The sequence below is a fragment of the Amycolatopsis sp. NPDC088138 genome (genome assembly GCF_044741685.1).
Lineage (GTDB): Bacteria > Actinomycetota > Actinomycetes > Mycobacteriales > Pseudonocardiaceae > Amycolatopsis.
In genome coordinates this window covers 356,596-374,743 of record NZ_JBIUTB010000003.1, presented here as the reverse complement: position 1 = coordinate 374,743, position 18,148 = coordinate 356,596, and the positions used below count along the sequence as shown (strand labels likewise).

At 69.0% G+C, this 18,148-nt stretch carries 21 protein-coding genes; 10 read left to right on the top strand and 11 right to left on the bottom strand.

Annotation, left to right across the window (positions count from 1 at the left end):
- The first annotated feature begins 39 nt into the window (after positions 1-39).
- Positions 40-363: a winged helix-turn-helix transcriptional regulator gene (locus ACIOD2_RS16710; RefSeq protein WP_400538709.1), complete on the top strand. Its 324-nt coding sequence runs from the start codon at positions 40-42 to the stop codon at positions 361-363.
- On the opposite strand, the gene ACIOD2_RS16705 is transcribed toward ACIOD2_RS16710, so the two are convergent.
- Together ACIOD2_RS16705 and ACIOD2_RS16700 are read right to left on the bottom strand one after the other, a co-directional pair.
- Complete coding sequence (locus tag ACIOD2_RS16705) at positions 254-940, bottom strand: hypothetical protein (protein ID WP_400538707.1); 687 nt, start codon at positions 938-940, stop codon at positions 254-256. The genes ACIOD2_RS16710 and ACIOD2_RS16705 overlap by 110 nt on opposite strands.
- Before the next feature lie 220 nt (positions 941-1,160).
- Complete coding sequence (locus ACIOD2_RS16700; RefSeq protein ID WP_400538705.1) at positions 1,161-2,141, bottom strand: sugar-binding transcriptional regulator; 981 nt, start codon at positions 2,139-2,141, stop codon at positions 1,161-1,163.
- A gap of 128 nt (positions 2,142-2,269) precedes the next feature.
- Here ACIOD2_RS16700 and ACIOD2_RS16695 point away from each other — a divergent pair, with 128 nt between their 5' ends.
- The 5 genes from ACIOD2_RS16695 to ACIOD2_RS16675 are packed head-to-tail and all read left to right on the top strand — an operon-like array spanning position 2,270 to position 7,484.
- Entirely contained in the window at positions 2,270-3,274 is a 1,005-nt protein-coding gene (locus ACIOD2_RS16695; protein ID WP_323329683.1) for a zinc-dependent alcohol dehydrogenase family protein, read from the top strand.
- Positions 3,267-4,601 carry an ABC transporter substrate-binding protein gene (locus ACIOD2_RS16690; protein WP_400538703.1) on the top strand — a complete coding sequence of 445 codons (1,335 nt, stop codon included), beginning with the start codon at positions 3,267-3,269 and terminating at the stop codon, positions 4,599-4,601. Before ACIOD2_RS16695 ends, ACIOD2_RS16690 begins: the two co-directional genes overlap by 8 nt.
- Positions 4,601-5,533 carry a carbohydrate ABC transporter permease gene (locus ACIOD2_RS16685; protein ID WP_400538701.1) on the top strand — a complete coding sequence of 311 codons (933 nt, stop codon included), beginning with the start codon at positions 4,601-4,603 and terminating at the stop codon, positions 5,531-5,533. The genes ACIOD2_RS16690 and ACIOD2_RS16685 overlap by 1 nt, the downstream gene beginning before the upstream one ends.
- Complete coding sequence (locus ACIOD2_RS16680) at positions 5,530-6,402, top strand: carbohydrate ABC transporter permease (RefSeq protein WP_400538699.1); 873 nt, start codon at positions 5,530-5,532, stop codon at positions 6,400-6,402. The genes ACIOD2_RS16685 and ACIOD2_RS16680 overlap by 4 nt, the downstream gene beginning before the upstream one ends.
- Before the next feature lie 2 nt (positions 6,403-6,404).
- Positions 6,405-7,484, top strand: coding sequence for an ABC transporter ATP-binding protein (locus ACIOD2_RS16675; protein WP_400538697.1), 1,080 nt, complete (start codon positions 6,405-6,407; stop codon positions 7,482-7,484).
- A gap of 63 nt (positions 7,485-7,547) precedes the next feature.
- Here ACIOD2_RS16675 and ACIOD2_RS16670 read toward each other — a convergent pair whose 3' ends face one another.
- From ACIOD2_RS16670 to ACIOD2_RS16660, 3 genes are read right to left on the bottom strand one after another with little or no spacing between them, the layout of a single operon-like run.
- Positions 7,548-7,742 (bottom strand): ferredoxin, encoded by a 195-nt coding sequence (locus ACIOD2_RS16670; protein ID WP_290056061.1) that lies wholly within the window; start codon positions 7,740-7,742, stop codon positions 7,548-7,550.
- Between the two features lie 39 nt (positions 7,743-7,781).
- Complete coding sequence (locus tag ACIOD2_RS16665; RefSeq protein WP_400538694.1) at positions 7,782-8,981, bottom strand: cytochrome P450; 1,200 nt, start codon at positions 8,979-8,981, stop codon at positions 7,782-7,784.
- 13 nt (positions 8,982-8,994) lie between these two features.
- Positions 8,995-10,227: a cytochrome P450 gene (locus ACIOD2_RS16660; protein WP_400538692.1), complete on the bottom strand. Its 1,233-nt coding sequence runs from the start codon at positions 10,225-10,227 to the stop codon at positions 8,995-8,997.
- 180 nt (positions 10,228-10,407) lie between these two features.
- Between ACIOD2_RS16660 and ACIOD2_RS16655 the strand changes: the two genes are divergently transcribed.
- Positions 10,408-11,052, top strand: coding sequence for a helix-turn-helix domain-containing protein (locus ACIOD2_RS16655; RefSeq protein ID WP_323329691.1), 645 nt, complete (start codon positions 10,408-10,410; stop codon positions 11,050-11,052).
- 16 nt (positions 11,053-11,068) lie between these two features.
- Here ACIOD2_RS16655 and ACIOD2_RS16650 read toward each other — a convergent pair whose 3' ends face one another.
- Positions 11,069-11,341, bottom strand: a complete 273-nt coding sequence (locus tag ACIOD2_RS16650; RefSeq protein WP_400538690.1) for a hypothetical protein — start codon at positions 11,339-11,341, stop codon at positions 11,069-11,071.
- On the opposite strand from ACIOD2_RS16650, the gene ACIOD2_RS16645 reads away from it, so the two are divergent.
- Positions 11,325-11,987 carry a hypothetical protein gene (locus ACIOD2_RS16645; RefSeq protein WP_400538688.1) on the top strand — a complete coding sequence of 221 codons (663 nt, stop codon included), beginning with the start codon at positions 11,325-11,327 and terminating at the stop codon, positions 11,985-11,987. The genes ACIOD2_RS16650 and ACIOD2_RS16645 overlap by 17 nt on opposite strands.
- On the opposite strand, the gene ACIOD2_RS16640 is transcribed toward ACIOD2_RS16645, so the two are convergent.
- From ACIOD2_RS16640 to ACIOD2_RS16620, 5 genes are all read right to left on the bottom strand, one after another.
- Positions 11,984-12,151, bottom strand: a complete 168-nt coding sequence (locus tag ACIOD2_RS16640; protein ID WP_400538686.1) for a hypothetical protein — start codon at positions 12,149-12,151, stop codon at positions 11,984-11,986. The genes ACIOD2_RS16645 and ACIOD2_RS16640 overlap by 4 nt on opposite strands.
- Before the next feature lie 378 nt (positions 12,152-12,529).
- Positions 12,530-13,396 carry an aldehyde dehydrogenase family protein gene (locus ACIOD2_RS16635; protein WP_400538684.1) on the bottom strand — a complete coding sequence of 289 codons (867 nt, stop codon included), beginning with the start codon at positions 13,394-13,396 and terminating at the stop codon, positions 12,530-12,532.
- Positions 13,389-14,822: an aldehyde dehydrogenase family protein gene (locus ACIOD2_RS16630; RefSeq protein ID WP_400538682.1), complete on the bottom strand. Its 1,434-nt coding sequence runs from the start codon at positions 14,820-14,822 to the stop codon at positions 13,389-13,391. The genes ACIOD2_RS16635 and ACIOD2_RS16630 overlap by 8 nt, the downstream gene beginning before the upstream one ends.
- Positions 14,822-15,796 (bottom strand): deoxyribose-phosphate aldolase, encoded by a 975-nt coding sequence (gene deoC / locus ACIOD2_RS16625; RefSeq protein ID WP_400538680.1) that lies wholly within the window; start codon positions 15,794-15,796, stop codon positions 14,822-14,824. Before deoC ends, ACIOD2_RS16630 begins: the two co-directional genes overlap by 1 nt.
- Positions 15,797-16,368: 572 nt before the next feature.
- A complete protein-coding gene (locus tag ACIOD2_RS16620) occupies positions 16,369-16,983 on the bottom strand; it encodes a DUF1707 domain-containing protein (protein ID WP_400540370.1) in 615 nt (204 codons plus the stop codon).
- 85 nt (positions 16,984-17,068) lie between these two features.
- Between ACIOD2_RS16620 and ACIOD2_RS16615 the strand changes: the two genes are divergently transcribed.
- Both ACIOD2_RS16615 and upp read left to right on the top strand, forming a co-directional pair.
- The gene (locus ACIOD2_RS16615) at positions 17,069-17,503 is read left to right on the top strand and encodes a protein-tyrosine phosphatase family protein (protein ID WP_400538678.1); all 435 of its coding nucleotides are present in this window, start codon (positions 17,069-17,071) and stop codon (positions 17,501-17,503) included.
- A 5-nt stretch (positions 17,504-17,508) separates the two neighbouring features.
- The gene (gene upp, locus ACIOD2_RS16610) at positions 17,509-18,132 is read left to right on the top strand and encodes a uracil phosphoribosyltransferase (RefSeq protein WP_323329699.1); all 624 of its coding nucleotides are present in this window, start codon (positions 17,509-17,511) and stop codon (positions 18,130-18,132) included.
- Positions 18,133-18,148 lie beyond the last annotated feature (16 nt).

The window sequence follows — 18,148 nt, the reverse complement described above, 5'->3', positions numbered from 1 at the left end:
ACGACGTTAGAGACCCCGGAAGGAACCGGAAGGTAACCGATGGACCTGCTCGCCGACTGCCCGACGCGGCTCGCGTTCGACCTCGTCGCCAACACCTGGAACCCGGTCGTGGTGTGGGCGCTGCGCCACGGCCCGCGCCGGCACGGCGAGCTGCGCCGCACGATCGGCGGGATCAGCGCCAAGGTGCTCACGGAAACCGTGCGGCGCCTGGAGTTCGACGGGCTCGTCGAGCGACGCGAAGGCGCGTACGCCCTTACACCGCTGGGGGAGACGCTGCTGGAGCCGATCGAGGGCTTCGGGCGGTGGGCGGCTGAGCACGGCGACGACGTCGTCGCCGCTCAAAACCGAGTACGACCAGCGTGACCAGCGACAACGCGGGCAGCGGGTAGCCGGCGGCGAGCCCGGCGCCGACGTCGAACGCGGGCGCGGCCACCCCGGCCACGAACACCCAGGTCGGCGCGGTCGGCGGTTTCGGGGCGGGCGACCACGGCGTCCGCTTGCCGGGCTTGGCGATCGAGAGCCACGCCTGGAAGGACAACGCGCTCGCCATCAGCGAGGCGCCGGCGATCTGCAGCCAGGTGGCGGTGGCCGTGTCGGCGGACTCCCGCAACGCGGGGGAGAGCAGGAAGATCCCGGCGTAGAGCTGGACGAACGTCAGGGCGAACTTGGTGAGCACCCACCAGTGCCGGAAGTAGCCCCACGCGGTCGCGCCGGCGAGCACGAGGCCGGTGAAGGCGGAGACGTTCGCCATCGGGGCGAGGAGCACGGAGTCGAGCCGGTCGGCCATCGCGGTCGCGGCGGCGGCCTGCGCGGGACGGGTGAGGGCCAGCGCCATCAGCACGACGAGCGCGAGGGCCTGGCTCATCCAGGCGACCGACGACACGACGTGCAGCCAGACGACGGCCTGCCGCCGGCGCGGAGAAGTCTTGGTTCGGGTCACGGTTCAAGGCTCACGGAGAAGCCGCACCCGCACATCGGGCGTAACCCCGGAGCCCGCGACACCCGATCTGCACCCGCTGGGTTAGCGCGCCGGACAACGCCTACACCCAGGGCGTTAGGCCCCACATTCTGAAACCCAGGTTCCACCAAACGCATCTTTCTCGGCGAAAGTTGCGTCTCGGGGCCCGGGAAGCGCATCTTTCTCGGCGAAAGTGCGGGGGTCAGCGGGGTGGGTTTTTGGCTGCCAGGGCCAAGAGCGGGACTGCGGCTGCGGCGTCGGTGATCAGGGTCGAGACCATGCCTGAGCGCAGGACCGCGTCTACCGCCGAGGCTTTTGGCTTGCTGTAGCCCAGAGCGATCACTTCTGGGACTGCCATCAGCTCCTCGTGGCTGATCGCCAGCACGTGGTGGGCCAAGCCCGTCGACAGGGCGTTGCCCGACTCGTCGAACAGGCGGGCCGCGACCTCCGCCGTCGCGCCGCGGGCCGCTATCGCCGCTCGCTCTGCCTCGTCAAGCGCGTCGTAGACGGTCGACTCGCCCGGTTGCCACGCACCGATGCTCACCACCGCCTTGGTCAGGTTGCGGAACTGGCCGAACGTCTCGGCGATGCCCGGCTGACGCCGAAGCGTCTCCGTCGTGCGGCGGTCCGGGAGCACCAGCGGGCCGAAGATCGGGTAGGCGTCGCCGCCGGACACCGCGGTCACGCGGCTGACCGTCTCGACCGAACGGCCGCGCATGTCCATCCCGGCCTGCACCCCGCAGAGCTGGACGATCGGGCAGCGCGGCAGCGTCCGGATCGCCTCGGTCATCGCGTTCACCGAGCGGGCCCACGAGAGCCCGACGATGTCGTCGGTCCCCACGACCTCCTCGAGCAGCCGGGCCGCCAGGGTGCCGATTTTCGCCCGGACGACCTCCTTCGGCTCCCGCTCGGTTGAGCGTTCGAGCACCAGGGCTCGGTCCAGGCCGTATGCGGAGCGGACCTCGTCCGACAGGGCGAGGTCGACCGGTGCCGGCAGCGCGAACTCCACCCTGACCAGGCCGGACTCCATGGCCGTGTCGAGCATCCGCGCGACCTTGAACCGGCTGACGCCGAACTCATCGGCGATCTCCAGCTTGGAGCGTCCCTGCACGTAGAAGCGCCGGGCGACGGTCGCGAGGAGCATAGCTTCGGTCAGCGACGACTGCTTCTTAGACGTGCTCATATGAGCACTATAGCTAGAAATATGCCCGAAAGGTTGACGTAACACACAGGTCAGTCCTGTAATGCCTTCACATGTTCTCGACGCCATAGGTCAACGACGCTCATATGAGCGCGAGGAAGGGGCTTGGCATGCGTGCCGCCATCATCGATCGGCCCGGCGAGATCCGGGTCGGCGAGGTGCCCGATCCAAAACCGGGGGAACGGCAGGTCATCGTCAAGGTCGGTGCGTGCGGCATCTGCGGCACCGACCTGCACATCGCCGACGGGCACTTCCCGCCGACTCCGTACCCCATCGTCCCCGGGCACGAGTTCGCCGGGGAGATCGTCGAGCTCGGCGTGGACGTGCCGGGCGACTGGAAGATCGGCGACCGCGTCGCCGTCGACCCCTCCCTGTTCTGCGGCTACTGCGGCCCGTGCCGCTCCGGCCACGGAAACCTGTGCGCCAACTGGAATGCCACCGGTGACACCGTCGACGGCGCCTTCGCGGAGTTCGTCGCCGTGCCGTCGGCCAACTGCTACCGGATGCCCGACTCGATGACCTGGGAGCAGGGCGCGCTGGTCGAGCCCGTCTCCTGCGCGGTGCACGGCGTGCGCCGCGTCGGTGTCGAAGCCGGGGAACGCATCCTGGTCGTGGGCGCCGGCACGATGGGCCTGATCATGCAGCAGCTGCTGCAGCGCTCCGGCGCGCAGGTCACGATGGTCGACCGCAACGCTTCCCGGTTGCCGCGGTCGAGCAGCCTCGGCGCCGTCGCCACCGCGTCGGACGTCAAGGAGCTGAACGGCGAGACGTTCGACGTCGCCGTCGACTGCACCGGCGCCGCCCCGGCCATCGAAGCCGCCTTCGACTCGGTCCGGCGTGGTGGACGGCTGCTCGTCTTCGGGGTCGCCCCGGCCGAGGCCCGCGTCGCGCTTTCGCCGTTCCGGATCTACAACGACGAGATCACCATCGTCGGCTCGATGGCCGTGCTGAACAGCTTCGGCGCCGCGCTCGACCTCGTCGCGAACGGTGCGATCGACACCGATTCGCTGCTCACGGACACCCTGCCGCTGGAGCAGTACCCCGAGGCGCTCGCGAAGATGCGCAGCGGCTCGGGCCTCAAGGTGCAAGTACTTCCGGGAGGTAGCCGTGCGTAAGCTGCTCACCCTCCTCGCTGCGACGTCGTTGCTGGCCACCGGCTGCGCCGGCGCCGGCTCGGTCGGCACCGGCGGGAGCACCCTCGTCATCGCGATCGTGTCCAACCCGCAGATGAAGGACGCGATCTCGCTCGCGCCGGAGTTCGAGAAGGCGACGGGGATCAACCTCAAGTTCGTGTCGCTGCCGGAGAACCAGGCCCGCGCCAAGATCACCGCGTCGACCGCCACCGAGGGCGGCGAGTTCGACGTCGTGATGATCAGCAACTACGAGGCCCCGCAGTGGGCGGCCAACGGCTGGCTCGAGAACCTCGAACCGCACATGGCGGCCACCCCGGGTTACGACGAAGGCGACTTCATCCCCAGCATCAAGCAGTCGCTGTCGTACCAGAACCAGATGTACGCGGTGCCGTTCTACGGCGAGTCGTCGTTCCTGGCCTACCGCAAGGACCTCTTCCAGAAGGCCGGGCTGACCATGCCGGCCAAGCCGACCTGGCAGCAGATCGCCGACTTCGCCGCGAAGCTCGACGACAAGGCCAACGGCGTCTCGGGCATCTGCCTGCGCGGGAAGCCCGGCTGGGGCGAGAGCCTCGCGCCGTTCACCACGGTGGCCAACACCTTCGGCGCGCAGTGGTTCGACAAGGACTGGAACGCCAAGCTGACGTCGCCGGAGTTCAAGGACGCCGCGAACTTCTACGTCAACCTGATCCGCGACCACGGTGAGGTCGGTGCCTCCAGCGCCGGGTTCTCCGAGTGCGGCACGCGCTACACGCAGGGCAACGCCGCGATGTGGTACGACGCCACGGTCATGGCGGGCACCAACGAGGACCCGTCGAGCAGCAAGATCGTCGGCAAGTCGGGTTACGCGCCGGCCCCGGTCGTCAAGACGCAGGCCAGCGGCTGGCTCTACACCTGGGCCCTCGGCATCCCGAAGGTCGCCAAGGACAAGGACGCGGCCTGGAAGTTCATGGCCTGGATGACCGACAAGGCGTACGTGCAGAAGGTCGGCCAGACCTACGGCTGGAACCGCGTCCCGCCGGGTGTGCGTCAGTCCACTTACGACATTCCCGACTACGCCAAGGCCGCGCAGGCCTACGCGAAGCCGACGCTGGACGGCATCGCGGACGCGAACCAGCAGAAGGCCATGGCGAACCCGGTGCCCTACCCCGGCATCCAGTTCGTCGGCATCCCCGAGTTCCAGGACCTGGGCACCCGGGTGAGCCAGCAGCTGTCGGCCGCGATCGCCGGCCGCGAGTCGGTCGACGACGCCCTGAAGCAGTCCCAGGACTACGCCCTGACGGTGGGCGACTCCTACAAGGCGGTGAAGTGATGTCCACGCTCTCCGTATCCACCCCCACCTCCCACTCGCAGGCGAAGGCCGAGGAAAAGAAGGGCCTGAGCTCCGCGGCCAAGCGGCGGCTGCCGCTGCTGCCGGCGTTGATCTTCGTCATCGCCGTGACGCAGCTGCCGTTCCTGCTGACCGTGTTCTACTCGTTCCAGTCCTGGAACCTGGTTCGCCCGGGTTCGCGGCACTTCGTCGGCCTGGACAACTACATCGACGTCTTCAGCGACACGACGTTCCTGGTCGCGCTGCTGAACACGGTGCTGCTGACCGTGGTCTGCGTGCTCGTCGCGCTGCTGCTCGGCCTCGGCCTGGCGATCCTGCTGGACCGGAAGTTCATGGGCCGCGGTTTCGTCCGGACGCTGCTGATCACGCCGTTCCTGATCCTGCCGGCGGCCGGCGCACTGCTGTGGAAGACGACGATGTTCGACCCGACGTACGGGCTGCTGCACTTCGTCTTCGGCACCGACACCGACTGGCTTTCGGAGTTCCCGCTGGCGTCGGTGATGGCCCAGATCGTGTGGCAGTGGACGCCGTTCATGATGCTGCTGATCCTGGCCGGCCTGCAGAGCCAGTCCAAGGAGGTCCTGGAGGCCGCTTCGGTCGACGGCGCGAGCCGCTGGCGGACGTTCGCCTCGATCACGCTGCCGCACCTGTCCCGGTTCCTGCAGCTGGCGACGCTGCTGGGCGCGATCTACATCGTGAACAGCTTCGACGCGATCTTCCTGATGACGCAGGGCGGGCCGGGCGTGGCCAGCACCAACCTGCCGTACTACATCTACCAGCGCGCGTTCGAAGGCTTCGACGTCGGCCAGTCGTCGGCGATGGGCGTGATCGTCGTGATCCTGACGATGATCGTCGCGACCTTCGCACTGCGCTTGATGTTCCGCACCTTCTCGGTGGACGGAGGCGTCAAATGACCACAGTGGACACTCGCCAGGAGGCGGCCACCGCCGCCCCTCCGGCCCGCAAGCCGAAGCGCAAGCTCGGCCCGGCTTCGCTGACCGTCGTCACGTGGATCATCGCGATCCTGTTCGTCTTCCCGCTGCTGTGGATGATCCTCACGGCGTTCAAGCAGGAGGCCGACGCCTACACCGACCCGCCGAAGCTGTTCTTCAGCCCGACGTTCGACCAGATCGCGAACGTCCTGAAGGGCGGGTTCCTGCCCTACGTGTCGAACTCCGCGTTCGTCACGGTGCTCTCGACGCTGCTGGTGCTGCTGCTCGGCATCCCGGCCGCGTACGCGCTTTCGCTGGCACCGGTGAAGAAGACGTCCAACGCGCTGGGCTTCTTCCTCTCGACGAAGATGCTGCCGATCGTCGCGGCGATCATCCCGCTGTACATCATCTCCCAGAACACCGAGCTGCTGGACACCGTGTGGGCGCTGGTCATCCTCTACACGTCGATGAACCTGCCGCTGGCCATCTGGATGATGCGGTCGTTCTTCCTCGAGGTGCCGCACGAGATGATCGAGGCCGGGCGGATCGACGGCGCGAACCTGCCGACCCTGTTGCGCAAGATCATCATGCCGGTGGTCGCGCCCGGGATCGCGGCGACCGCGCTGATCTGCGTGATCTTCTCCTGGACCGAGTTCTTCTACGCGGTCAACCTGACGGCGGCGCGGGCCGGCACCGTGCCGGTGTTCCTCGTCGGGTTCATCACGAGTGAGGGCCTGTACTGGGCCCAGTTGTCCGCAGCCGCGTTGCTGGCCTCGCTGCCGGTGATGATCGTCGGCTGGTTCGCGCAGAACCACCTCGTCCGGGGTCTGTCCATGGGAGCGGTGAAGTAGTCATGTCAGGTGTCGAATATCAGCAGGCGTCCCGGATCTACCCCGGTGCTTCGTCGGTGAAGGCGGTCGACCGGCTCGACCTCGCGGTGCCGGACGGCGAGTTCCTGGTGCTGGTCGGCCCGTCCGGTTCGGGCAAGTCGACGGCGCTGCGGATGCTCGCCGGGCTCGAGGACGTCGACGAAGGAGCCATCCACATCGGCGACCGCGACGTCACGAACCTGCCGCCGAAGGACCGGGACATCGCGATGGTGTTCCAGTCCTACGCGCTGTACCCGCACATGACGGTGGCCGACAACATGGGCTTCGCGCTGAAGCTGCGCGGACTGTCCAAAGCGGACATCGACGCGAAGGTGGCCGAGGCCGCCGCGATGCTCGACCTGTCCAAGTACCTTGACCGCAAGCCGAAGGCGCTCTCGGGCGGCCAGCGGCAGCGCGTCGCGATGGGCCGGGCGATCGTGCGTGAGCCGAGCGTGTTCCTGATGGACGAGCCACTGTCCAACCTGGACGCGAAGCTGCGGGTGGAGACCCGGGCGAACATCGCTCAGCTGCAGCAGCGTCTCGGCACGACGACCATCTACGTCACCCACGACCAGGTCGAGGCGATGACGATGGGCGATCGGGTGGCGGTGCTGCGCGACGGGGTGCTGCAGCAGTGCGCGTCGCCGCGGGAGCTGTACGAGAACCCGACGAACTCGTTCGTGGCGGGCTTCATCGGGTCGCCGGCGATGAACCTGGCCCAGCTGCCCCTGACCGAGGGCGGCGTCAAGCTGGGCGACGTCACCCTGCCGCTGCCGCGGTCGGTGATCTCCTCGGCGTCGTCGCAGGACCTCAAGGAGGTCACGTTCGGCGTCCGGCCGGAGTCTCTGGAACTGGTCTCCGAGGGCGGCTTCGAGCTGGTGGTGGAGCTGGTCGAGGAGCTGGGCGCGGACGCGTACCTGCACGGCAAGGTCGGCGACGACCGCTTCGTGGTCCGCGTCGACGGCCGCACCCCGCCGCGCATGGGCGACAACGTACGGGTCGGCCTGCGCGGCGAAGGCGAGACCCACGCCTTCAACCCGGAAACGACCCTGCGTCTCTCCTGAGAGAAAACAGGCCACGGCCACCTCGCGGGAAACCCCTTGCCCGCGAGGTGGCCGTTTCCCTGGCTACTCCTGCAGCGAGAGGGCCTGGCTCGGGCAGACGTGCACCGCTTCGCGGGCCTTCTCGACCAGCTCACCCTCGGGCGTCTCGTTGAGGACGATGACCGTGCCGTCGTCCTCGCTCTGGTCGAACAGCGCGGGCTCGGTGAGCACGCACTGACCGGCGCCGACGCACTTGCCGGTGTCCGCGATGATCTTCATGGTTCTTCTCCTGTGGTGGGAGGGCCGTCCGTTCGATCTTTACCAGGTCACCGGCAGCCGGTACAGGCCGTAGATGTTCGCGTCGTCCTTGAACGGCAGGTCGTCGACGTCCGCGCCCAGCTCCAGCGTCGGGATGCGCCGGAAGAGCGTGTCGAAGACGATCTGCAGTTCCATCCGGGCGAGGTTCTGGCCGAGGCACTGGTGCGGGCCGAAGCCGAACGCGACGTGGTGGCGGGCGCCGCGCTCGATGTCCAGCTCGTCGGCGTTCTCGAACGCCCGTGGGTCGCGGTTCGCCGCGTAGCCCAGCGCCAGCACACCTTCCCCGGCGCGGATCAGCTGGCCGCCGACCTCGACGTCCTCCACGCACAGGCGCGCGGTGGCCGCGTCGACGATCGTCCAGTAGCGCAGCATCTCCTCGACGGCGTCGAGCGTCTTGCCGGGGTCGGCCTTGATCGCCGCGAGCTGCTCCGGGTTGCGCAGGAACGCCACGGTGGACAGCGAGATCATGTTCGCCGTCGTCTCGTGCCCGGCCACCAGCAGCAGGAACCCGGTCGCGGCCAGCGACTCCCGCCGGTAGGTGCCCTCCTCGCGGAGCTTGACGATCTGCCGTCCGAGCAGGTCGTCCGGCGGGTTCGCCTCCTTCTTCGCGATGAGGTCGGCCATGTACCCGCGGATGGTGTCGAACGCCGCCCGCCGCTCCTCCGGCGACGTCGAGCGCTTGATCAGCTTCGCCGTGTGGGTCTGGAAGAAGTCGTGGTCGGCGTAGGGCACGCCGAGCATCTCGCAGATCACCAGCGACGGGACCGCCAGCGACAGCGTCTCGACCAGGTCGCCCGGCTTCGGGCCGGCCAGCAGCGCGTCGATCTGCTCGTCGACGATCTCCTGGATCCGCGGCCGCAGCGCCTCCATCCGGCGCACGGTGAACTCGCCGAGCACGGCCTTGCGGGCCGGCCCGTGCTCGGGCGCGTCCATGGTGATCATGGTGCGCTCGTCACCCTGCCGCCGGAAACCGCCCTTGACCAGCTGCGGGAAGTCCGGGTGCTGCCGGTCGGCGCTGAACCGCCGGTCGTTCAGCACGGTCCGGACGTCCTCCAGCCGGGTGACCACCCAGGCCTGGCCGCCGTCCGGCAGCCGCACCTGCGTGACGGCCTCCTCCTCACGGATCTCCTCGTACGCCGGCGGCGGCGCGAACGGGCACGTGCGGGTCATCGGGAATTCGTGCTGCTCGACAGTCGTCATGACTTCCCCCTTGTCACCAGGTCACGGGCAGGCAGTACAAACCGAAGATCGACGAGTCGTGCTTGAACGGCAGCTGCTCCACCGGCGCGGCCAGCTTCAGCTCCGGGAGACGGCGGAAGAGCGTGTCGAACACGATCTGCAGCTCCATCCGGGCGAGGTTCTGGCCGAGGCACTGGTGCGGCCCGAAGCCGAACGCGACGTGGTGGCGCGCGCCGCGCTCCAGGTCGAGCTTGTCGGCGTCCTCGAACGCCTCCTCGTCACGGTTGCCGGAGTAGCTCAGGCCGAGCACGCCCTCACCCTCGCGGATCAGCTGGCCGCCGATCTCGACGTCCTCGGTGGCGACGCGCGACGTCGCGAACTCGGCGATCGTGAAGTACCGGAGCAGCTCCTCGACGGCGTCGAGCGTCTTGCCCGGGTCGTTCTTGATGAGCTCGAGCTGGTCCGGGTTCTCCAGCAGCGCGACGGTGCCGAGCGAGATCATGTTCGCCGTCGTCTCGTGCCCGGCGATGAGCAGCAGGAACGCCAGCGAGACGAGCGAGTCGTGGTCGACGTCGCCGTGGTCCTCGCGCTGCTTGGCGATCTGGCGGCTGAGCAGGTCGTCGGCCGGCTCGTTCTCCTTCTGGGTGACCAGCTGGTCGAGGTAGCTCTGCAGCTCGTCGACGGCCTTGATCCGGTCGTCCTGCTCGACGTCCCGGTTGAGCAGGGTCGAGCTGCGGACCTGGAAGAAGTCGTGATCGGCGTACGGGACGCCGAGCAGCTCGCAGATGACCAGGGACGGCACCGGCAGCGACAGCGCGGTGACGAGGTCGGCGGGCTTCGGGCCGGCCAGGATCGCGTCGATGTGCTCGTCGACGATCTGCTGGATGCGCGGCTGGAGCGCCTTCATCCGCTTCACCGTGAACTCGCCGACGACCTCGCGCCGGGCCGCGCCGTGCTGCGGCGGGTCCATGTTGATCAGCGACGCGGTGAAGTTGGTCCGCCGCACCGGGCGGCCCTGCTTGGTCAGGAACGGGAAGCCCGGGTTGAACCGGTCGGAGCTGAACCGCGGATCGGTCAGCATCTGCCGGACGTCCTCGAGCCGGGTGATCGCCCAGGCCTCCTGGCCGGACTGCAGCTCGACGCGGTGCACGGGGCCCGCTTCGCGCAGCTTGCCGTACGCCGGCGGCGGCGCGAACGGGCAGCTGCGCACCAGCGGGAAGGCCTCTTCCCCGGTCGCGGTCGTGGTGGGTTCGGCGACTTCGGTCATTTCGGATCCCCAAATCGGACGGAAAGTATGTGGAGGATTACATTCCGGTTCTAGAACCCAACGTACCGAAGCGGAAGGAAGTCGTCCACTAGCTAACGGGTGACATCTTGCGGATGCACTGTGTGGCTGCCTGACCATGCGAGAATCACCCCGCGCCAGATTCAGCGAGAGGCGAACGGCATGACGGCAGACCCCGAGACCAGCCTGCGGGCGGATGCGCGGCGGAATCGCGACCAGATCCTGGCCGCCGCGAAGAGCATCTTCGCCGCGTCCGGAGCCGAAGTGCCGATGGAGGAGATCGCCCGCGCGGCCGGCGTCGGTGTCGGCACCCTGTACCGCCGCTTCCCGGACCGGGACGCCCTGGTCAGGGCTGTCGCGATGGACAACTTCGAGCGGGTGCTGATCGACGCGCGCCGGATCGCCGCGGAGGAGACGTCCCCGTGGAACGGGCTCGAGCGGCTGCTGCGGCAGTCGGTCGAGCTGCAGCTGGTCGTCCAGCTGGCGATGGTGTCGCACCGGGCGCTGGTGATCCTGAAGGGCGACCCGGAGGTCCGCCGGCTCCGTGACGAGATCCTCGTGGTGCTCGACGACTTCGTCCGCGGCGCCCAGGCCGAGGGCAAGCTCCGGATGGACGTCGGCGCGGGGGACATCGCGATCCTGTTCGCGACGCTGCTGCGCCAGATGCGCGCGAAGACGGACGAGGTCGCGGCGATGGCGGCGAGCCGCTGCGTCGGCATCATGATCGACGGGCTGAGCGCGCGCCCGGGAACGCCGCTGCCGGGCCGTCCGATCACGTCCCACGACCTGGATCCCGAAGAACACTGATCGTCATTTTCGCGTGTTAGGGTTCCGCCTCGTTCTGCCATTGTTGACGAGGCGGGAAAATGCGACGAAGAACCCTTGCTGCTTTGTTGATCGTTCCCTTCTTCGTGCTCGCGGCGTGCGGGCAGGACGGCGGTTCGGCGGCTCCGGCCGCGGTGTCCTCGTCCGTGCCGCTGCCGTCGGTGACAGCTTCGGCATCTTCGACGTCTTCGGCTCCGGCGACGTCTGCTTCGGCGCCGTCAAGTACGCCCCGACCTGCGCCGAGTCCGCCTTCGGTGACTCCGTCGCGCAACTGCGGCAGCCCGGAGTTCACCACGAGCGACGCCGACGGCGGCTGGTCCGACGGCGGCTACTACGTCCACAACAACATGTGGAATTCGGACGAAGCGGGCCCGGAAACTTTGCGGGCCTGCGCGTACGACAATTGGTATGTGGATTCCACCCAGCCGTCGACGACGTCGGTGAAAACCTATCCGAACGTTCACAAGGACATCAATGACCAGAACGGGAAGCCGTTCAACGACTATTCGGTGATCCGGTCGACGTTCGCCGGCCGCGGCCCGGGCACGGGCATCTACGACGTCGCGTACGACCTCTGGCTCAACGGCGTCGGCGACGGCAAGGGCGTGACCGAGGTGATGGTCTGGACGGAGAACCTCAAGCAGCAGCCCTCGGGTGACAAGGTGGCGACGTACTCCGCGGGCGGCCACTCGTACGACGTCTGGGCGGACGACGACGGTTACATCGCGTTCGTCTCCCAGACGACGCAGTACTCGGGCGCGGTGGACCTGAAGGCGATGATCGCCTGGGGCATCGGCAAGGGCTTCATCCCGCCGAACCCCACGGTCAACCAGATCGGCTACGGCATCGAGTTCTGCTCGACGGGCGGCGGCAAGGCCCGGTTCACGCTGACGGACTTCTCGGTGACGATGAGTTAGCGCGCATACCGCTGGATGGTGCGCGGGGAGGGCCGCAGCACGGGCAGCCCGATCGCGAGGTCGACGCAGCCGAGGACGAACGCGACCAGCGGCATGACCAGGAAGACGAAGATCCCGAAGCTGATCTGCGGTAGCGGAGCAGCAGGACGACGACCGGCACGCACGCGCCGCACTGTGGCCCGACGGAAAGGTAGGCCGGCGGAGCCGCAGGATGTAACCGGTGCCGGTGCAGTGGTGGTGGCCTCCACCCACCTCGGGGCAAAGGGCAGCGCGATGCCGGTCATGAGCAGCAGAACGGCACTGGAGATGTCGAGCAATACGGGGATGCCGTTGGCGGCATCGTGGCTGGTCGGCGTGCTGCAACCCCAGGACCGGAACGGCAACGCACCCAGCGACGGTGGTGAGGGTTCCGAAGAGCGGCAGGGTGCGCCTGATCTTGGTGACTGTCCGGGGTGGGATCCAGGGGTAGGCCCGCGGGTGCATCGGTACGCGTGAAGGCCACCACCCGGCAGCCCCGGGTGGTGGCCTTCACCAGCGAAAACTCAGACGCCCAGCGGGTGCCAGACCGTCTTGGCCTCCAGGTAGCGGCGCAGCCGGGAGAGGTCCGGGGCGACCGTCCAGTCCGGCTCGGTGTCCGGGACCGTCAGGACCCGCTTCACCGTGTTCGCCGCCTCGCGGGCCAGTTCCGGGCGGTCCGCGGGGAGAGCGCCCGTCGGGTCCAGGGCGTTGACGTCGCCGTGTGAAGCCAGCCATGAGCCCAGCTCCGACGCGTGGCCCGTCAGGATGTTCGCCACCCCGCCCGGGACGTCGGACGTCGCCAGGACCTCCGACAGCGTGATCGCCGGCAGCGGGCGCTCCGCGCTCGAGACCACCACCGCCGTCGAGCCCGTGGCCAGGACCGGGGCCAGGACGCTGACCAGGCCCAGCAACGACGACTGCTGCGGCGCCAGGATGCCCACCACACCCGTCGGTTCCGGGACGGTGAACGAGAAGTACGGGCCCGCCACCGGGTTGGCCGCGCCGAGGACCGTGGCGATCTTGTCCGTCCAGCCCGCGTACCAGACCCAGCGGTCGATCGCGGCGTCCACAAGGGACTCGGCCTTCTTCGCCGCCAGACCCTCCGAAGCGGAAACTTCGGCGATGAACTGGTCGCGACGGCCTTCCAGCACCTCGGCCACCCGGTACAGGACCTGGCCGCGGTTGTACGCCGTGGCCGACGACCAGCCCGGGAAGGCCTTGCGGGCCGCGACCACCGCGTCGCGGACGTCCTTGCGGGACGCGTGGGCCGCGTTCGCCAGGAACTTGCCCTTGGCGTCCGTCACGGGGTAGACCCGCCCGGACTCCGAGCGCGGGAACTTGCCGCCCACGTACAGCTTGTACGTCTTGGCGACGGAGATTCGGTCAGACATTCAGGTACGCCTCCAGCCCGGTGCGGCCGCCTTCGCGCCCGAAACCGGATTCCTGGTAGCCGCCGAACGGCGCGGCGGGGTCGAAGCGGTTGAAGGTGTTGGCCCAGACGACGCCGGCCCGCAGCTGGTTCGCCATCCACAGGATGCGCGAGCCCTTCTCGGTCCAGATCCCGGCCGAAAGCCCGTACGGCGTGTTGTTCGCCTTCGCGACGGCCTCGTCCGGCGTGCGGAACGTCAGCACCGACAGCACCGGGCCGAAGATCTCCTCGCGCGCGATGCGCATCGACTGGTGGACGTTCGCGAACACCGTGGGGGCGAAGAAGAACCCGCGGTCCGGCACCGGGCACGGGCTGGTCCAGCGCTGCGCGCCCTCGGCGTCACCCGCTTCGACGAGCCCGCGGATCTTCGCCAGCTGCTCGGCCGAGTTGATCGCGCCGATGTCGGTGTTCTTGTCCAGCGGGTCGCCCAGGCGCAGCGTCGAGACGCGGTAGCGCAGCTTCTCCAGCACCTCTTCGGCGATGGATTCCTGCACCAGCAACCGCGAGCCCGCGCAGCAGACGTGGCCCTGGTTGAAGAAGATGCCGTTGACGATGCCTTCGATCGCCTGGTCCAGCGGCGCGTCCTCGAAGACGATGTTCGCCGCCTTGCCGCCCAGCTCCAGCGTCAGCTTCTTCGCCGTGCCCGCGACTTCGCGCTGGATCGCCTTGCCGACCTCGGTCGAGCCGGTGAACGCGATCTTGTTGATGTCGGGATGCTCCACAATGGACGCACCGATGTCGCCCGCGCCCGGGAGGATGTTCACCACGCCCGGCGGCAGCTCGGCCTGCTGGCAGATCTCGGCGAACACCAGCGCGGTCAACGGCGTCGTCTCCGCCGGCTTCAGCACCACGGTGTTGCCGGTGGCCAGCGCCGGCGCGATCTTCCAGGCCAGCATCAGCAGCGGGAAGTTCCACGGGATGATCTGCCCGGCCACGCCCAGGGGCTGCGGATTCGGCCCGTAACCCGCGTACTCCAGCTTGTCGGCCCAGCCCGCGTGGTAGAAGAAGTGCGCCGCCGCGGTCGGGACGTCGGAGTCGCGCGACTCCTTGATCGGCTTGCCGTTGTCCAGGCTTTCCAGCACCGCCAGCTCGCGCGAGCGCTCCTGGATCAGCCGCGCGATGCGGAAGAGGTACTTCGCGCGCTCGGTGCCCGGCATCTTCGACCAGACGCCGGTGTACGCCTTGCGCGCGGCCTTGACCGCGGTGTCCACATCGGACTTCGACGCGGTGCCGACCTCGGCCAGGACCTCTTCGGTGGCCGGGTTGATCGTCTTGAGGGGCTCACCCGAGCCGTCGACGAACTCACCGTTGATGAACGGCTTGTAGTGGTCCTTCAGGTTCGCGATGGCGCGCGACTCCGGCGCCGGTGCGTACTCGAAAACAGGCATCAGTCCACCGTCACGTAGTCGGGGCCGCTGTAGTGGCCGTCCACCTGGGTGCGGCGCTGCAGCAGCAGGTCGTTGAGCAGGCTGGACGCGCCGAAGCGGAACAGGTCCGGGGTCAGCCACTGCTCGCCGGCGACCTCGTGCACCGCGACCAGGTACTTGATGGCGTCCTTCGTGGTCCGGATGCCGCCCGCGGGCTTGACGCCGCGCAGCTGCCCGGTCGTCACGTGCCAGTCGTGGACGGCCTGCAGCATGATGTGCGTGACCGGCAGCGTGGCGGCGGGGGAGACCTTGCCGGTGGACGTCTTGATGAAGTCTCCGCCGGCCAGCAGCGCCAGCCACGACGCGCGCCGCACGTTGTCGTAGGTCGCCAGCTCGCCGGTCTCGAGGATGACCTTCAGGTGGGCGTCGCCGCAGGCGGCCTTGATGGCCTGGATCTCCTCGAAGACGTCCATGTAGCGGCCTTCGAGGAAGGCGCCGCGGTCGATCACCATGTCGACCTCGTGCGCGCCCGCGTCGACGGCGTTCTTCGTGTCGGCCAGCTTGATCTCGCGGCTGGTGCGGCCCGCGGGGAAGCCGGTCGCGACGCTCGCGACGTGCACGCCGCTGCCCTTCAGCGCCTCGACGGCCGTCTCGACCATGTCCGGGTACACGCAGACGGCGGCGACGCGCGGGGCGTCCTGCCGCTCGGGGTCGGGGCGGACCGCCTTCGCGGCGAGCGCCCGGACCTTGCCGCGGGTGTCGGCGCCCTCCAGGGTGGTCAGGTCGACCATGGAGATGGCGGTGTCGATGGCCCACCGCTTGGCGTCCTTCTTGATGCTGCGCGTGCCGAGGCCCGCCGCGCGCTGCTCGACGCCGACCTGGTCGACACCGGGCAGCCCGAGCAGGAAGCGGCGCAGGCTCGCTTCGTCGCGAGTCGCGTCCGCCAGCGGTGCCGGGGTGGCCGGCGCCGCTGACGTGCTGGTCGTGGCTGTCATGGGCCTGAGTCTAGGCGGCGGGTCCGACACCGCGCGGCCTCCGGCGGAGGGTCACCCGGTGTGACGTTCCCGGCGGCAAGTGTCACGTAAGTCGGTGCGAACGGGCCGTTCGCGACGCTGGTTGGGCGTGAGCGGGCCGTTCGTGACGTGGGACGGGTGCGCGAGTGGACCGTTCGCGCCCTGCGGGAGGGCACGAGTGGACCTTTCGCGCCGGTGGACGTACGCGAATGGGTCGTTCAGTCACGGAAGCCGAGCCCGTTGATCTTCGCCGCGGAGGCGTGGGTGGCGACGGCAGGCATCTGGCCAAGGGGCACTCGGCGACCCGGTGTTGATCGCGTCGGCAGATGTCGGTGCGAACGGGCCATTGGTGCGGCGGAGGCTGCGCGAGCGGACCGTTCGTGACGCCGGTGAGGCGCGAACGGGCCGTTCGCGCCCTGCGGGAGGGCACGAGTGGACCGTTCGCGCGCACGAAAGGGTTCACGCCGACCGGGCAGGCGCAAGACAGCGGCGCAAGACAGCGGCGGAACACCGAGGCGCAACGAAGCGGCGGAACACCGCGGCAAAGCAGCGAGTCAGGCGCCTTCGATGCGCGGCGGTTCGCTTCGCTGCGCCGGTTTCCGGTACACGACCACCCCGCCCCAGAAGCCGAGGCCGTTGATCTTCACCGTCGGCGCCGTCGGCGGGGCGGGTGGTGCTCCCGACTTGTCCTCCAGGATGAAGCCGCCCATGAAGCCGATGCCCGTGACGTCCACGTTGATGTCGTCCGGGACCGTGATCTGGATGCCGCCCATGATGGCGACCGCCGTGATCGTGCAGTGCTTCTCCGCGAAGCGGGCCTGGCGGAGGTCGATCTCCGCGCCGCCCCAGAAGGCGAAGCTGTTGTGCTGCGGGGGCAGGACCCAGCTGCCCTTGCGGATCGCGCCGGACATGACGCCGATCGAGACCGGGGAGCCCGGGTGGCCGCCGATGCGCTGGTCCGGGAAACCCAGCGCGCGCGTCGTGGCCTGCTCGATCGCCGCGCCGGACGTCGGGAGGTCCACCGTCACCGGCTTGAGGTCCCCGAGGGTTTTGGCGGCGTAGACGGTGGTGAGCCGCTCTTCGAGTTCGTTCACCGTGATTCGCCCTTCCGAGAGGGCGTTGTGCAGCACCTGGGCGACGCGCTCACGGTCGGCGTCGGAGGCCCGCATCTGGTCGGGCGTCAGTTCGCTCACCCGGGGGAGCTTAGTGGCGAAAACCACCCACGGTGTCCATCTTCCGAAGGACACTGGGCCGATGGGATCACCGACAGTCGAGTTCCCGGACGGCACCAAGGTCCGCGGCCGCGGACTCGCCCGGCCCGCGCCCGACGGGCCGGCGCCGGACTTCGGGCTCTACCTGGGGACGAGCCGGTTGCGGCGCAAGCACGGCGGCGGCATCACCTGGCCGCACGAATGGGTCACCTGGCCCGATTTCCTGCTGCCGGCCAAGCCCGCGGAGGCCCGGCGTCAGATCAAGGCCCTGCACGCGCGCGCCAAGATCGAAACCGTCGAAGTCGCCTGCTACGGCGGTGCCGGGCGCACCGGCACGGTGCTGGCCTGCCTGGCGGTCCTTTCGGGAGTCCCGGCCGAGGACGCCGTCGCGTGGGTGCGCGAGCACTACAACGAACGCGCCGTCGAAACACCCTGGCAGCGCGGCTGGGTGAAAAGGTTCGCCGACCGGCTAAGTTGACCTGCATGGATGTGCACGTCGTCGACCACCCCCTCGCGAAGGCCCGGCTCTCCACCATGCGCGACGCGCGCACGGACAGCGCCGCGTTCCGGGCCGCGCTGCACGAACTGACCGTCATGCTGGTCTACGAAGCCACGCGCGACGTGCCGGTGAAGACCGAGCGGATCCACACGCCGGTCGCGCGCACCGAGGGGTACAAGCTGGCCAGCCCGCCGCTGCTCGTCCCGGTGCTGCGGGCCGGGCTGGGCATGGCCGACCAGGCCCACAAGCTGATCCCGGACGCGCAGATGGGCTTCGTCGGCTTGGCGCGCGACGAGGAAACCCTCAAGCCGACGCCGTACCTCGAGTCGCTGCCGGAGTCGCTCGCGAACCGGCCGGTGCTGGTGCTCGACCCGATGCTCGCCACCGGCGGTTCGATGGAGTACACGATCCGGCTGCTGACCGACCGCGGCGCCGACGACGTCACGGCGATCTGCGCGCTGGCCGCGCCCGAGGGCCTGGCCCACCTGGAGAAGACCGGCCTGCCGGTCCGCGTGGTCACGGCCAGCATCGACGAGCGGCTCAACGACTCGGGCTTCATCGTCCCGGGCCTCGGCGACGCGGGCGACCGCCAGTACGGCGCCGTCTAGCCCGGCACAACATCCC

Bases quoted from the DNA above. Each gene is read 5' to 3' on its own strand.
- ACIOD2_RS16710 (WP_400538709.1), top strand. From the start codon at position 40: ATGGACCTGCTCGCCGACTGCCCGACGCGGCTCGCGTTCGACCTCGTC.
- ACIOD2_RS16700 (WP_400538705.1), bottom strand. From the start codon at position 2,141: ATGAGCACGTCTAAGAAGCAGTCGTCGCTGACCGAAGCTATGCTCCTC.
- ACIOD2_RS16695 (WP_323329683.1), top strand. From the start codon at position 2,270: ATGCGTGCCGCCATCATCGATCGGCCCGGCGAGATCCGGGTCGGCGAG.
- ACIOD2_RS16685 (WP_400538701.1), top strand. From the start codon at position 4,601: ATGTCCACGCTCTCCGTATCCACCCCCACCTCCCACTCGCAGGCGAAG.
- ACIOD2_RS16680 (WP_400538699.1), top strand. From the start codon at position 5,530: ATGACCACAGTGGACACTCGCCAGGAGGCGGCCACCGCCGCCCCTCCG.
- ACIOD2_RS16675 (WP_400538697.1), top strand. From the start codon at position 6,405: ATGTCAGGTGTCGAATATCAGCAGGCGTCCCGGATCTACCCCGGTGCT.
- ACIOD2_RS16670 (WP_290056061.1), bottom strand. From the start codon at position 7,742: ATGAAGATCATCGCGGACACCGGCAAGTGCGTCGGCGCCGGTCAGTGC.
- ACIOD2_RS16665 (WP_400538694.1), bottom strand. From the start codon at position 8,981: ATGACGACTGTCGAGCAGCACGAATTCCCGATGACCCGCACGTGCCCG.
- ACIOD2_RS16660 (WP_400538692.1), bottom strand. From the start codon at position 10,227: ATGACCGAAGTCGCCGAACCCACCACGACCGCGACCGGGGAAGAGGCC.
- ACIOD2_RS16655 (WP_323329691.1), top strand. From the start codon at position 10,408: ATGACGGCAGACCCCGAGACCAGCCTGCGGGCGGATGCGCGGCGGAAT.
- ACIOD2_RS16635 (WP_400538684.1), bottom strand. From the start codon at position 13,396: ATGTCTGACCGAATCTCCGTCGCCAAGACGTACAAGCTGTACGTGGGC.
- ACIOD2_RS16630 (WP_400538682.1), bottom strand. From the start codon at position 14,822: ATGCCTGTTTTCGAGTACGCACCGGCGCCGGAGTCGCGCGCCATCGCG.
- deoC (WP_400538680.1), bottom strand. From the start codon at position 15,796: ATGACAGCCACGACCAGCACGTCAGCGGCGCCGGCCACCCCGGCACCG.
- ACIOD2_RS16620 (WP_400540370.1), bottom strand. From the start codon at position 16,983: ATGCGGGCCTCCGACGCCGACCGTGAGCGCGTCGCCCAGGTGCTGCAC.
- ACIOD2_RS16615 (WP_400538678.1), top strand. From the start codon at position 17,069: ATGGGATCACCGACAGTCGAGTTCCCGGACGGCACCAAGGTCCGCGGC.
- upp (WP_323329699.1), top strand. From the start codon at position 17,509: ATGGATGTGCACGTCGTCGACCACCCCCTCGCGAAGGCCCGGCTCTCC.